At 69.2% G+C, this 12,001-nt stretch carries 15 protein-coding genes and 1 tRNA gene; 11 read left to right on the top strand and 5 right to left on the bottom strand.

What is annotated here, in order from left to right; all coding sequences use genetic code 11:
* Positions 1–7: 7 nt before the first annotated feature.
* Both ACR9Y5_RS08240 and ACR9Y5_RS08245 read left to right on the top strand, forming a co-directional pair.
* Positions 8–910, top strand: a complete 903-nt coding sequence (locus ACR9Y5_RS08240) for a diacylglycerol kinase family protein (RefSeq protein WP_481297513.1) — start codon at positions 8–10, stop codon at positions 908–910.
* A 106-nt stretch (positions 911–1,016) separates the two neighbouring features.
* Positions 1,017–1,092: transfer RNA gene (locus tag ACR9Y5_RS08245), tRNA-Glu, on the top strand.
* A 95-nt stretch (positions 1,093–1,187) separates the two neighbouring features.
* Here the strand turns inward: ACR9Y5_RS08245 and ACR9Y5_RS08250 are convergent.
* Entirely contained in the window at positions 1,188–1,376 is a 189-nt protein-coding gene (locus tag ACR9Y5_RS08250; RefSeq protein WP_481297514.1) for a hypothetical protein, read from the bottom strand.
* A gap of 19 nt (positions 1,377–1,395) precedes the next feature.
* Entirely contained in the window at positions 1,396–1,692 is a 297-nt protein-coding gene (locus ACR9Y5_RS08255) for a hypothetical protein (protein ID WP_481297515.1), read from the bottom strand.
* A 115-nt stretch (positions 1,693–1,807) separates the two neighbouring features.
* Here ACR9Y5_RS08255 and ACR9Y5_RS08260 point away from each other — a divergent pair, with 115 nt between their 5' ends.
* Positions 1,808–2,149 carry a metalloregulator ArsR/SmtB family transcription factor gene (locus tag ACR9Y5_RS08260; protein ID WP_481297516.1) on the top strand — a complete coding sequence of 114 codons (342 nt, stop codon included), beginning with the start codon at positions 1,808–1,810 and terminating at the stop codon, positions 2,147–2,149.
* Entirely contained in the window at positions 2,146–2,883 is a 738-nt protein-coding gene (locus ACR9Y5_RS08265; RefSeq protein WP_481297517.1) for a DUF2071 domain-containing protein, read from the top strand. The genes ACR9Y5_RS08260 and ACR9Y5_RS08265 overlap by 4 nt, the downstream gene beginning before the upstream one ends.
* Positions 2,884–2,918: 35 nt before the next feature.
* On the opposite strand, the gene ACR9Y5_RS08270 is transcribed toward ACR9Y5_RS08265, so the two are convergent.
* The 3 genes from ACR9Y5_RS08270 to ACR9Y5_RS08280 all read right to left on the bottom strand — a co-directional run bounded on the left by ACR9Y5_RS08270 (position 2,919) and on the right by ACR9Y5_RS08280 (position 5,479).
* Positions 2,919–4,322 (bottom strand): GGDEF domain-containing protein, encoded by a 1,404-nt coding sequence (locus ACR9Y5_RS08270; protein WP_481297518.1) that lies wholly within the window; start codon positions 4,320–4,322, stop codon positions 2,919–2,921.
* Positions 4,319–5,134, bottom strand: a complete 816-nt coding sequence (locus tag ACR9Y5_RS08275) for an alpha/beta fold hydrolase (protein WP_481297519.1) — start codon at positions 5,132–5,134, stop codon at positions 4,319–4,321. The genes ACR9Y5_RS08270 and ACR9Y5_RS08275 overlap by 4 nt, the downstream gene beginning before the upstream one ends.
* 117 nt (positions 5,135–5,251) lie before the next feature.
* On the bottom strand, positions 5,252–5,479 hold the full coding sequence (locus ACR9Y5_RS08280) for a KTSC domain-containing protein (RefSeq protein ID WP_481297520.1): 228 nt from the start codon (positions 5,477–5,479) through the stop codon (positions 5,252–5,254).
* A 235-nt stretch (positions 5,480–5,714) separates the two neighbouring features.
* Here ACR9Y5_RS08280 and ACR9Y5_RS08285 point away from each other — a divergent pair, with 235 nt between their 5' ends.
* The 7 genes from ACR9Y5_RS08285 (at position 5,715) to ACR9Y5_RS08315 (ending at position 11,975) form a co-directional block, all read left to right on the top strand.
* A complete protein-coding gene (locus tag ACR9Y5_RS08285; protein ID WP_481297521.1) occupies positions 5,715–6,782 on the top strand; it encodes a TerC family protein in 1,068 nt (355 codons plus the stop codon).
* Complete coding sequence (locus tag ACR9Y5_RS08290; protein WP_481297522.1) at positions 6,779–7,597, top strand: PP2C family protein-serine/threonine phosphatase; 819 nt, start codon at positions 6,779–6,781, stop codon at positions 7,595–7,597. The genes ACR9Y5_RS08285 and ACR9Y5_RS08290 overlap by 4 nt, the downstream gene beginning before the upstream one ends.
* A gap of 198 nt (positions 7,598–7,795) precedes the next feature.
* Positions 7,796–9,295: a 3-isopropylmalate dehydratase large subunit gene (leuC, locus tag ACR9Y5_RS08295; protein ID WP_481297523.1), complete on the top strand. Its 1,500-nt coding sequence runs from the start codon at positions 7,796–7,798 to the stop codon at positions 9,293–9,295.
* Positions 9,295–9,894, top strand: a complete 600-nt coding sequence (leuD, locus tag ACR9Y5_RS08300) for a 3-isopropylmalate dehydratase small subunit (protein ID WP_310128773.1) — start codon at positions 9,295–9,297, stop codon at positions 9,892–9,894. The genes leuC and leuD overlap by 1 nt, the downstream gene beginning before the upstream one ends.
* A 38-nt stretch (positions 9,895–9,932) precedes the next feature.
* Entirely contained in the window at positions 9,933–11,261 is a 1,329-nt protein-coding gene (gene murA, locus ACR9Y5_RS08305; protein WP_481297524.1) for a UDP-N-acetylglucosamine 1-carboxyvinyltransferase, read from the top strand.
* A gap of 73 nt (positions 11,262–11,334) precedes the next feature.
* A complete protein-coding gene (locus ACR9Y5_RS08310; RefSeq protein ID WP_481297525.1) occupies positions 11,335–11,571 on the top strand; it encodes a type II toxin-antitoxin system Phd/YefM family antitoxin in 237 nt (78 codons plus the stop codon).
* Positions 11,571–11,975 (top strand): PIN domain-containing protein, encoded by a 405-nt coding sequence (locus tag ACR9Y5_RS08315; RefSeq protein ID WP_481299540.1) that lies wholly within the window; start codon positions 11,571–11,573, stop codon positions 11,973–11,975. The genes ACR9Y5_RS08310 and ACR9Y5_RS08315 overlap by 1 nt, the downstream gene beginning before the upstream one ends.
* Positions 11,976–12,001 lie beyond the last annotated feature (26 nt).

The raw sequence follows: 12,001 nt of genomic DNA on the forward strand, positions 1-12,001 counted from the left end.
GTGCACTGTGACTGCACCTTCGCGGACCGTCGTCGTCGCGGTCAACCCGATGGCCTCCTTCGGCCATCGGCGCGAGGTGGGCCCTCGCGTCGTGGAGCGTCTCCGGGCGGCGGGCCACCGCGTCGTCGCGATGGACGAGGCCAACATCGAGCTCCTGCGGCGCGAGACCGCCGCGGTGCTCCGCGAGGGGGCCGATGCGCTCGTCGTGGTCGGCGGCGACGGGATGGCCAACCTCGGGATCGACCTGGTCGCCCAGACCGGGATGCCGCTGGGCATCGTCCCGAGCGGAACCGGGAACGACCTCGCGGACGGCTTGGGCATCCCGGTCCGCGACACGGAGGCCGCGATCGACCGGCTCCTGGCCGCCCTGGACGGCGAGCCGCGGGTCATCGACGCGGGCACCATCCGTCACGGCGAGCTGACGACCTGGTTCGGGTGCGTCGTCTCCGCCGGTTTCGACGCGACCGTCAACGAGCGCGCCAACCTCATGACGCGTCCGAGGGGACGGAGCCGCTACATCGTCGCCCTCTTCCGCGAGCTCGCCACCCTGAAGGCGCGCGCGTACCGCATCCACGCCGACGGCCGGACGATCGAGGTGCGCGCGATGCTGGTCTCCGTTGCGAACAACCGCTCCCTGGGCGGTGGGATGCGCATCGTGCCCGACGCCGACCTCGCCGACGGCCGCCTCGACCTGTTCATCGTCGAGCGGATGTCGCGGCTGCGGTTCCTGCGCATGTTCCCGAAGGTGTTCCGCGGCGAGCACACCGCGCTGCCGGAGGTGACCATCCTACCGGTGAGCACCGTCCGCATCGAGGCGTCGGACGTGATCGCGTACGCCGACGGGGAGCGCATCGGGCCGCTGCCGATCGAGGTCGCCGTCGTCCCCGGGGCGCTCCGCATCCTGGCCTGACCGGGCGGCACGGAGGACCCGCGGAGCCCGTTGCGCCACGCCCGGGACGGCCGCCTCGTTTTGGCACGCACCCGCCATCTGTGGCATGATCTTCTAGTTGCCAGACGGCCCCATCGTCTAGCGGCCTAGGACGTCGCCCTCTCACGGCGGTAACGCGGGTTCAAATCCCGCTGGGGTCACCAACAGCCCGCTTCCCTTGGAAACACAGGGAAGCGGGCTTTTTGTCTCTCGGGATCAGGTAGCCCTGGAAAACGACAAACCCGCAGTTCCTGGTGCCTCATAACGCCTTTGCAATGTCGTGCAGCCAGTCGTTGGCGGCTTCAGAGGGAGGGCTCCCGGCCATCGCGGCCAAAGCTGTCTGATATCGGTCAGAGGAAATGATGGTCACGCCGATCCAGGTGGCGTCCACGGGCAGGTCTCGTTCGATGCCGACCAGATGACCCGGGACGAGAAGCGAGCGCAGCATCCCCTTTGTGCTATCCAGATCAAGGTTCCCGTTCACGGGAGGCAGCGCCGGCGGCCACTCCGGGGTCGTCTTCGCGAAATCGGTCCTCGAGAGACCGATCCGCCCGGACGCCTTTGATGTCGCTGATCCGAAGGACCGCGTGGCCGTCGAAGTAGCCTCCTTCGGTCGTCTTCGACAGCAGGACCCATCGTCGTCCGACGGCGAGGACGAAACCGTCGATTGTGTAGCCGGGTCGCAATCGCCGCCGAACGTTCACGATCCGGTCGGATCCGAGGTGGCTACCGAGCTTCGATCGAGCTGCTGCGGGCGATGTCACTTGCTGATCGTGTCATACAGGGCCGCCCGCCCCGGAATGCCGGCTCGCCGCGCGCGGCCGAGCCGTCACCTTGTGGCCTTCTTAGCTATTTAGCAATTATGCTATAGTGCGAATCATGCAAGACAACGTCAGTGACATCTTCGAGGCGCTCGCGCACCCGACCCGCAGGCAGATCCTCCAAGACCTGAAGGGCGGAGAGCTGGCGGCCGGCGAGATCGCTGCGAAATTCAGCGCATCCGGCCCCACCATCTCTCGCCATCTCGGGGTGCTCCGGAACGCGGGCCTCGTCAGCGAGCGGCGTGACGGGAATCGGATCCTGTACTCCCTCGTCGGCGACCGGCTGGCGCTGTCGGTCGGGGATTTCCTCTCCACGATCTGCCCCGAGCAGATCGTGTTGCGCGAAGTTCGCAAGCGGACGGGTCCCGCGGTACGCAACGCGAAGGGCGCGACCGCATGAGCGGCTTCAAGACGCTGCGGGCTCAGGTGCGTCGTCGTCTTCTCATCAGCTACCGGGTGAGCCCGGAGGTGGCGCAGACTCTGATCCCGCAGCCGTTTCGTCCGCAGATCGTGGACGGAAGCGCTGTGGCGGGTGTCTGCATGATCGGGCTCCAGTCGGTTCGGCCAGGTTGGCTCCGACCTCGACTCGGGTTCCGAACAGAGAACGTCGCGCATCGGATCGCCGTCGAGTGGGACGAGGGCGGGATCACGCGAAGCGGCGTCTACATCGTGGAACGTCACAGCTCGTCGCTGCTGCCCGTCCTCGCTGGTGGTCGGCTCTTCCCGGGAGTCCAGAAGCGGGCGAAGTTCACGCTCGACGAGACGGCAACGCGGTTCCGGGTGGCGATGTCCGCCCCAGGAACTCGAGTCGCCGTCGACGTGGAACTCGGTGGCACCTGGAGCAGCTCGCTGTTTCCTACCGTCGAAGCCGCCTCCTCTTTCCACGAACGCGGCGCCGTAGGGTGGTCACCCCGCAGAGACGGCCAAGGGGTGGAGCCGCTCGAGTTGACGTCGAACGACTGGATGGTCGAGCCCGGACGAGTGGTCAGCGTCCAGTCGTCATTCTTCGATGGACTCCCCGAAGGGGCGGCTGTCCTGGACAGCGTCGTCGTGATGCGGGACCTTCCCTTCTTCTGGGATACGCCGGCCATCGTCCCGGCGCGCGTCCCAGACCATTCAGGCTCTTCCCGGTGATCACAGGGGCCGCTGCGCAGTAGTCCGCGTCCTCCTCACAACGCGATGACGCTGACATGGTCCTTGCCGCGGTCCTTCGACCGGTACATCGCCTTGTCCGCGACGCGGAGCAGCTCCGGGCCGTCGAGGATGCGCGACTGCCCGGGCGTGTGCACGGTCACGCCGACGCTCGCGGTGATGGTGCGCGTCCAGCCGTCGTCGTGGAGCGGCTGCTTGATGGCGACGCGGATGCGCTCCGCGATGGCCGCGGCACGCTCGTGGTCGGTGTCGCGGCACACGATGATGAACTCGTCGCCGCCGTAGCGGCACACCAGGTCGTCGCCGCGCACCGCGCTGCTGAGGCGCGCGGCGATGAGTTTGAGGACGGTGTCGCCCGCGGTGTGGTCGAGGTCGTCGTTCACCGCTTTGAAATCGTCCAGGTCGACGAAGATCAGCGCGAGCGGCTCCTGCCGTTCGACCGCCGCCGTGACGCTGGCGGCGATGTGCGTCCGCAGCAGCACCCGGTTGGCGAGCCCGGTGAGCGGGTCGTGGAGGGCGATGGCGGCGAGCTGCGCCTGGAGCCGTAGCCGGGCCACGGTCTGCGCCGCCTGCCGGCACAGCGACCGGAGCAGATCGGTTGCGTGGTCGTCGAGTTCGGGGGGCCGGGAGAAGTAGCAGGCCAGCGTCCCGATCGGCGTGCCCGCCTGCAGCAGCGGAACGGTGAGCATCGTGTCGAGCCGGGCCGCGCGCAGCGCGGTGGCCGTGCCCGGATGCGTTCGATCGTCCCGCACCGTCCAGGTGAGGATCCCGTCGCCGGCCAGCGCCTCGGGCGGGACGCCGCCGGGCAGGAGGTCCGGGTCGAGGGGGACCGCCCCTCCGGCCAGTCGTGGATGGTGGTCGTCGAGGAAGACGGCGGCGGCAGCGGCTCCCAGGGCTTCCCGGGCGCTCTCCGCCAACGCCTGCGCCAGCCGCTCCACGGTCTCGCTCTCGCCGAACGCGGTCGTGGCGTTCTGCAGGACGCGCGTGCGCGCCTCCGAGCTCTCGGCGATCCGCCGGGCCGACAGCAGCTGGCGCTCGTAGTCCTGCCGCCGGCTGGCATCGAACACGGCGACGTGGACGAGCGGCGCCGCACCGCTGCGGTCGAGGGCTGCGTTGACGAGGACGGGCAGGGCCGCATCCCGCGTCGTGCGGAAGGCGAGCGCCACCTCGCGCACCTCGCCTTCGAGGTGGAGGATCGGCACGAAGCGCGTCTCGTAGAAGATCCGCGCGCCCGGTTCGAGGAGGTCGCTGAGCGGTGTCCCGGTCAGCTGCTCCGGCGTGATGCCGGTCCAGGCCGAGAAGGTGGCGTTCACCCGCACGATGCGGCCCGCCTCGGTGAGGGTCAGCAGGCCGCACGGGGCCCGGTCGTACAGCTCGTCCGGCGAGACCGGCGGCACGGAGGTCGCGGTCGGGTCGGTCATCGAAGGCGGCTCCGGATGGCGTGCGCGAGCTCGTCGGGGGCCGACAGGTTGGGGCAGTGGCCGCTCGCGCTGAGCTGCACGAACTCGCTGCCCGGGATGGCCTCGTGCACGTACCGCCCGACGGCCTCCGGCGCGATGGCGTCGTCGGAGCACTGCAGCACGACGGTCGGAACGCTGACGGCGGAGAGGTCCGCGCGGTTGTCGGAGAGGAAGGTCACCCGGGCGAAGTGCCCCGCGATGACCGGATCGGTGCGGCAGAAGCTGGCCGTGAGCTCCGCACCCACCTCCGGCCGGTCGGCGTTGCCGGCGATGATCGGCGCGATCGTCTCCGACCAGCCCAGGTAGTTGACGTCGAGGGCGTCGAGCAGCCCGTCGATGTCGGGACGGGTGAAGCCGCCGACGTAGCCGTCGTCGTCGGTGTATCGCGGCGACGGGCCCACCAGGATCAGCCGGCCGAAGCGATCGCGGGAGCGATTGGCGGCGAGGATGCCGATCATCGCGCTAACGGAGTGCGCGACGAGCACGACGTCCTCGAGGTCGAGGGAGTCGACGATCTCGAGCAGGTCGTCCGCGTAGCCGTGCAGCGAGTCGTACTTGGCGCGGTCGTAGGCCGCGAGGTCGGAGTGGCCGGCGCCGACGTGGTCGAAGACGATCACGCGGTACTCGTCCGAGAAGAAGGGGACGACCGCGTGCCAGACCTCCTGGCTGCACCCGAACCCGTGGGCGAACACGATGGGACGTCCCGCCGGGTTCCCGTACTCGCGAACGTTGTTGCGTCGCAGTACGTCGACGGCCTCGGTCGATCGCGTCATGCGCGGTCCCCTCTGTCATTCACACACCGATACGGGTGCGAGGACCGGTCCCTCCCGGCGCTCTCCCGCCGTATCCGCATTCCCGAGCCTACCCGCCGGTCGCAGTGCACGCGGCCTTCACCGCGTCGCCGCATCCGGCATCCACTCCTCGGGGTAGTGGTCGCGCACCTCGGCGTTGAAGTACGCGCCGGCGGAGTCGGCCGACCGCAGGTCGCGCCAGACCCTCGCGGGCACGAGGAAGTAGCGGTAGACCTCGCCGGAGACGAACTCCACCTCCAGCGTCCGCAGGACCGGGTCGTAGCCGGCCGACGCGATGACCGAGCTGTCGAACCCCTCCCGCTCCATGTGCTCCTCCCGGCCCTGCCGTTTCTGACCCGGACACTACGCCCGGCCGTCCGTCCCGCTAGGCTTGCTCCAGCGAAGGGGAGTATCCCGGACGGCCCCGCCCGCGGCGACGCGGAGCGACGGCCGGCGCTGCGCACGTCATCACGGCCCGCCACGACGGCGGACCCGGGCGCAGGGGCACCGCACGGTGCGGGAGAGACTTTCGGCGATAGCCCGCGCCCTTCGAGAGGTTTCCATGCATCTGGCCCTGCCCGCCTGGTTCGAGATCACGTCGTTCATCGTCCTGCTGCTGATCCTGGCGTTCGATCTGCTCTACGTGTACAAGCGGCCGCACATCCCGAGCCCGCGCGAGTCCGCGCTGTGGGTGTCGTTCTACGTCGTCCTCGCGCTGATCTTCGCCCTGCTCATGCTGGTGATCGGGGACGCGGAGCACGCCGGCCAGTTCCTGGCGGGCTGGCTGACCGAGTACAGCCTGAGCATCGACAACCTGTTCGTCTTCGTCATCATCATGGCCAGGTTCAAGGTGCCCAGGAAGTACCAGCAGGAGGTGCTCATGGTGGGCATCATCCTGGCGCTGATCTTCCGCGGCGTCTTCATCGTGCTCGGCGCCGGGCTTATCGCCAGCTTCAGCTGGATCTTCTACATCTTCGGCGCCTTCCTGCTGTGGACGGCGTTCAACCAGGCCCTCACGAACCACGAGGACGAGGGCGCCGAGGACTCGTGGTTCATCAAGTTCGCCCGCCGCCACCTCAAGGTGTCGACGCAGTACGAGGGCAACAAGCTGCGGACCACGGTGTCCGGGCGGCGGATGTTCACGCCGCTGATCATCGTGTTCCTCGCTCTCGGGACGACCGATCTCCTGTTCGCGCTCGACTCCATCCCCGCCATCTTCGGCATCACCCAGAGCCCGTTCATCGTGTTCACCGCGAACGTCTTCGCCCTGATGGGTCTCCGCCAGCTGTACTTCCTGCTCGGCCACCTGCTCGACAAGCTGGTGTACCTCAAGTACGGGATCGCGTTCATCCTCGCGTTCATCGGCGTGAAGCTCGTCTTCCACGCGATGCACGAGAACGAGCTGCCGTTCATAAACAACGGCGAGCACATCGAGTGGGCGCCCGACATCAGCACCTGGACGTCCCTCGCGGTCATCGTCGGTGCGATGCTTGTCGCTACGATTGCAAGTCTGGTGAAGCTGCGGATGAGCGGCACCACCGTCGCCGCGGCCATCCACGGCGACGACACCGAAGAGCACGACACCGACGACGCGGCCGTCGACGGCACCCAGGAGGACCCCCGCACATGAGCTCTCTCGTCGGCGTGAGCGTCCGCAGCGACACGGGTGCGGTCCGGCACGTCAACGAGGACAGCGCTCTGGCGCAGGACCCGGTGTTCGTCGTGGCGGACGGGATGGGCGGGCACGCCCGCGGCGACCTGGCGAGCCGCACGGCGGTGGAGAGCCTGGCGCGCACCCTGCTGCCCGGCTCCCGGCCGACGCCCGAGGAGGTCGTCCGGGCGATCGACGAGGCGAACGCCGCCGTCCGAGCCCTGTCCGGCGCCGACGAGTCCGGCGCGGCGGTCGCCGGCACCACGCTCACCGGCATCGTCCGGGTGCGCGTTCCCGAGCTCGCGGCCGAGCAGTGGATGGTCGTGAACGTGGGCGACTCCCGCGTCTACTCGTGGGACGGCCGGGTGCTGCGGCAGCTGACGGTGGACCACTCGGCCGTGCAGGAGCTGGTGGATGCGGGCCTGATCTCCGAAGCCCAGGCGGCCGTGCATCCCGAGCGCAACGTCATCACGCGGGCGCTCGGGGCCGAGGACTTCGTGGACACGGACAGCGCGCTCATCCCGGAGCAGGGGCGTCAGATCTTCCTGGTGTGCTCCGACGGGCTCACACGCGAGCTGAGCGACCGGCGCATCGCCGAGATCCTCGCCGAAGCGCCCGAGGACCCGGCCGCGGCCCTCGTGGACGCCGCCAACGAGGCGGGCGGCCACGACAACATCACGGTCATCGTGGTCGAATCGGTGACCGGAGAGGATGCTCCGGCCCCGGTCGACACGCGTGACCGTGCGGACGGCGGAAGCGATCGCAGGCTCGAAGACACGCAGCCGAGGGAGTAGTCCGTCCGTGTGCGGGTACGCGGCTGCGCGAGCTCCACTGGCCCGAGCAGAGGCCCCGCGCTGCCGGTGATAACCTGTCATTCGTGTACGCGGGTCTTCTCCTCCTTAGCCGCCGCGGCGAGTCCTAGACATCAGGCCACCCTCGCCGCGGAGTCCGTCGACGGCTGATCCGTTCACACGCTAAGGAGTTCGCACGACATGAGCACCCCCACTGTTCCCACATCCTCGGGACCGCTGACGCTGGCCGAGAAGGTCTGGAACGACCACCTGGTCGCGAAGGGCGAGGACGGCTCGCCCGACCTCATCTACATCGATCTGCACCTGGTGCACGAGGTCACCAGCCCGCAGGCCTTCGACGGCCTCCGCATGGCCGGGCGACCGGTGCGCCGGCCCGACCTCACCATCGCCACCGAGGACCACAACACCCCGACTATCGGCATCGACAAGCCGATCGCCGACCTCACCAGCCGTACGCAGATCGAGACCCTGCGCCGCAACGCCGAGGAGTTCGGCATCCGCCTGCACTCGCTGGGCGACGTCGAGCAGGGCATCGTCCACGTCGTCGGTCCCCAGCTCGGGCTCACCATGCCCGGCATCACCGTCGTGTGCGGCGACTCGCACACCTCGACGCACGGCGCCTTCGGCGCGATGGCGTTCGGCATCGGCACCAGCGAGGTGGAGCACGTGCTCGCCACCCAGACGCTGCCCCTCAAGCCGTTCAAGACCATGGCGATCACCGTCGAGGGCGAGCTGCGGCCCGGCGTGAGCGCAAAGGACATCATCCTCGCCGTCATCGCGAAGATCGGCACCGGCGGCGGCCAGGGCTACGTGCTCGAGTACCGCGGCAGCGCCATCCGCTCGCTCTCGATGGAGGGCCGGATGACGATCTGCAACATGTCCATCGAGGCCGGCGCACGCGCGGGCATGGTCGCACCCGACGAGACCACCTTCGCCTACCTGAAGGGCCGGCCGCACGCCCCGGAGGGCGCCGAGTGGGACGAGGCGGTCGCGTACTGGAAGACGCTGCAGACCGACGAGGACGCGGTCTTCGACGCCGAGGTCTACCTCGACGCCGCGGAGATCGAGCCGTTCGTCACCTGGGGCACCAACCCCGGTCAGGGCGTCTCGCTCAGCCAGGCCGTGCCGGACCCGGCTGCGATCGCGGACCCGAACGCCCGCGCCGCCGCCGAGCGCGCGCTGGAGTACATGGACCTGCAGCCCGGCACCCCGATGAAGAGCATCCCCGTCGACGCGGTCTTCATGGGCTCGTGCACCAACAGCCGGATCGAGGACCTGCGCGCCTTCGCGTCGATCATCAAGGGCCGCAAGAAGGCCGACGGGGTACGCGTCATGGTCGTCCCGGGCAGCGCCCGAGTGCGCATCGAGGCCGAGGCCGAGGGCATCGACAAGATCGTCGAGGAGTTCGGCGCCGAGTGGCGGTTCGCCGGATGCTCGATGTGCCTGGGCATGAACCCCGACCAGCTGGCGCCGGGGGAGCGCTGCGCATCCACCTCGAACCGCAACTTCGAGGGCCGCCAGGGCAAGGGCGGCCGCACCCATCTCGTCTCGCCGCTGGTCGCGGCGGCGACCGCGATCCGGGGCACGCTCTCGAGTCCCTGGGACCTCGAGCGCGAAGGCGGCGACACGCCGCGCGATGGCGGCACGGATGCACGTATCGGAGAGAAGGTGGGCGCCTGATGGAGAAGTTCGAGACCGTCACCGGAACCGCCGTCCCGTTCCGGCGCTCCAACGTCGACACCGACCAGATCATCCCGGCGGTGTTCCTGAAGCGCGTCACCAAGACGGGCTTCGAGGACGCCCTCTTCCACGCCTGGCGCCAGGACCCCGACTTCATCCTCAACCGGCCCGAGTACCAGGGTGCGACCGTGCTCGTCGCCGGCGCCGATTTCGGTACGGGTTCGTCACGCGAACACGCCGTGTGGGCGCTGCGCGACTTCGGGTTCCGGGTCGTTCTGAGCCCGCGCTTCGCCGACATCTTCCGCGGGAACGCGGGCAAGCAGGGCCTTCTGACGGGCATCGTGACCGAAGAGGATGCGGAGCGCCTCTGGGAGGCGATCGAGGCCCGGCCGGGAATAGCCGCGACGGTGGATCTGGTTGCCAAGACTGCGACCGTAGGTGAGGTCCAGGTGTCTTTCGACATCGACGACTACACTCGCTGGCGTTTGCTCGAAGGGTTGGACGACATCGCCCTGACCCTGCGCGACGAGGCGCTCATCTCCGAATACGAATCGGGCCGCGCGAGCTGGCGGCCCACGACCCTCCCGGTGAAACTTTGAACTCACTTCTTCAGGACGCACAGGCAGCAGGAGCCCGCGTGGGCCTCAAGGGCGATCGCATCACGATCAACGGCGGCATCCCCCTGCGGGGCCGCATCGAGGTCCGCGGCGCCAAGAACTTCGTCACCAAGGCGATGGTCGCGGCGATCCTCGGCGAAGGCCCCAGCGTGCTGCGGAACGTCCCGGACATCTCGGACGTCCGCGTGGTCCGCGGGCTGCTCGAGGTGCACGGCGTCAAGGTGACGGACGGTGCGGAGGAGGGCGAGCTCCTGCTCGACCCGAGCGCGGTCGAGTCGGCGCACATGGCCGACATCGACGCGCACGCGGGCTCCAGCCGCATCCCGATCCTGTTCTGCGGCCCGCTCCTGCACCGCCTGGGTGAGGCGTTCATCCCCGATCTGGGCGGCTGCCGCATCGGCGACCGCCCGATCGACTACCACCTCGAGGTGCTGCGCAAGTTCGGCGCGGTCGTCGACAAGCTGCCCAGCGGCATCCGGATGACCGCCCCGAACGGCCTGCACGGCGCGAAGCTCGAGCTCCCGTACCCGAGCGTCGGCGCCACCGAGCAGGTGCTGCTGACCGCGGTGCGCGCCGAGGGCATCACCGAGCTCAAGGGCGCGGCGATCGAGCCCGAGATCATGGACCTCATCAACGTCCTGCAGAAGATGGGCGCGAGCATCTCGGTCGACACCGACCGCGTGATCCGCATCGAGGGCGTCGACAAGCTCGTCGGCTACAGCCACACGTCGCTCTTCGACCGCAATGAGGCCGCCAGCTGGGCGGCCGCGGCGCTCGCGACGGGCGGAGACATCTTCGTCGGCGGGGCCCGCCAGCCCGAGATGCTGACCTTCCTCAACGTCTTCCGCAAGGTCGGCGGCGCGTTCGAGATCGAGGACGACGGCATCCGGTTCTTCCACCCGGGCGGTCCGCTCAAGCCGGTCGTGATCGAGACCGACGTCCACCCCGGCTTCATGACCGACTGGCAGCAGCCGCTCGTGGTCGCGCTGACGAAGGCCGAGGGCGTCTCGATCGTTCACGAGACCGTGTACGAGCAGCGCTTCGGCTTCGTGGATGCGCTGATCGACATGGGCGCGAAGATCCAGGTGCACAAGGAGTGCCTCGGCGGCCACCCGTGCCGCTTCGGCCAGCGGAACTTCAACCACTCCGCGGTCATCATGGGTCCGGTCGACCTGAAGGGCGCCGACATCGAGGTCCCCGACTTGCGCGGCGGCTTCAGTCACCTCATCGCGGCGCTGACCGCCGAGGGGCGTTCGACCGTGAGCAACGTGGGCATCATCAGCCGCGGCTACGAGAACTTCATCACGAAGCTCCAGCTGCTCGGTGCTGACTTCACCCTCGAGGGCTGAAACCGCTCACAGCCGGGGCGACCCCGCAGTTTCCACAGATCCCCCGCGGTCTCACCGGTGATACACTCCGATCATGGAGACTGTCAGCGTGAGAGACCTACGCAACCATGGCGGCGACATCCTCGACAGGGTGGCCCGCGGCGAACACCTGACCATCACGCGCGACGGCGCCGCCGTGGCGGAGCTGTCTCCGCTGGCGACGCCGGGGCGTGCCCTGTCGACGCTGATCGACGCGCGTCGCACACTGCCCGCTGTCGACCCCCGCGGCCTGCGCGCAGACGTGGACGCGGTGGTGGAACAGCAGTGGTGATGCAGCCCGGGCTCCTCGACACGTCCACGCTCATCCTGTTGGCGCGTGTGGCGGATCCGTCCGAGCTCCCCGACATCCCGTCGATCAGCGCGGTCACCCTCGCCGAGCTTTCGGTGGGGCCGCTCGTGGCTTCCACGGAGAGCGAGCGGGCGGCGCGCCAGGCCCACCTGCAGCTCGCCGAGGCCGACTTCGACCCCATCCCGTTCGACGCGTCGGCGGCCCGCGCCTTCGCGCGGGTCGCCCAGTCGCTGCGGCAGGCCGGCCGGAAGCCGACCTCGCGGGCGTTCGACGCCCTCATCGCCGCGGCGGCCATCTCCCGCGATCTGCCGCTGCACACCTGCAACCCCGACGACTTCGCGGGCATCCCCGAGCTCGATCTGCGGCCCGTCACGGTGGCGCCGTGAGCGCGCGGCGCGCGCCCGCATGCCCC

Source organism: Leifsonia sp. KNZ13-11D, from assembly GCF_056754895.1.

What these genes read in the sequence shown, in the direction of transcription:
- leuC (WP_481297523.1), top strand. Translation starts at nt 7,796, where the DNA reads ATGAGCACCCCCACTGTTCCCACATCCTCGGGACCGCTGACGCTGGCC.
- ACR9Y5_RS08275 (WP_481297519.1), bottom strand. Translation starts at nt 5,134, where the DNA reads ATGACGCGATCGACCGAGGCCGTCGACGTACTGCGACGCAACAACGTT.
- ACR9Y5_RS08260 (WP_481297516.1), top strand. Translation starts at nt 1,808, where the DNA reads ATGCAAGACAACGTCAGTGACATCTTCGAGGCGCTCGCGCACCCGACC.
- ACR9Y5_RS08290 (WP_481297522.1), top strand. Translation starts at nt 6,779, where the DNA reads ATGAGCTCTCTCGTCGGCGTGAGCGTCCGCAGCGACACGGGTGCGGTC.
- ACR9Y5_RS08280 (WP_481297520.1), bottom strand. Translation starts at nt 5,479, where the DNA reads ATGGAGCGGGAGGGGTTCGACAGCTCGGTCATCGCGTCGGCCGGCTAC.
- leuD (WP_310128773.1), top strand. Translation starts at nt 9,295, where the DNA reads ATGGAGAAGTTCGAGACCGTCACCGGAACCGCCGTCCCGTTCCGGCGC.
- ACR9Y5_RS08315 (WP_481299540.1), top strand. Translation starts at nt 11,571, where the DNA reads ATGCAGCCCGGGCTCCTCGACACGTCCACGCTCATCCTGTTGGCGCGT.
- ACR9Y5_RS08270 (WP_481297518.1), bottom strand. Translation starts at nt 4,322, where the DNA reads ATGACCGACCCGACCGCGACCTCCGTGCCGCCGGTCTCGCCGGACGAG.
- ACR9Y5_RS08285 (WP_481297521.1), top strand. Translation starts at nt 5,715, where the DNA reads ATGCATCTGGCCCTGCCCGCCTGGTTCGAGATCACGTCGTTCATCGTC.
- ACR9Y5_RS08265 (WP_481297517.1), top strand. Translation starts at nt 2,146, where the DNA reads ATGAGCGGCTTCAAGACGCTGCGGGCTCAGGTGCGTCGTCGTCTTCTC.
- ACR9Y5_RS08250 (WP_481297514.1), bottom strand. Translation starts at nt 1,376, where the DNA reads ATGCTGCGCTCGCTTCTCGTCCCGGGTCATCTGGTCGGCATCGAACGA.
- ACR9Y5_RS08310 (WP_481297525.1), top strand. Translation starts at nt 11,335, where the DNA reads ATGGAGACTGTCAGCGTGAGAGACCTACGCAACCATGGCGGCGACATC.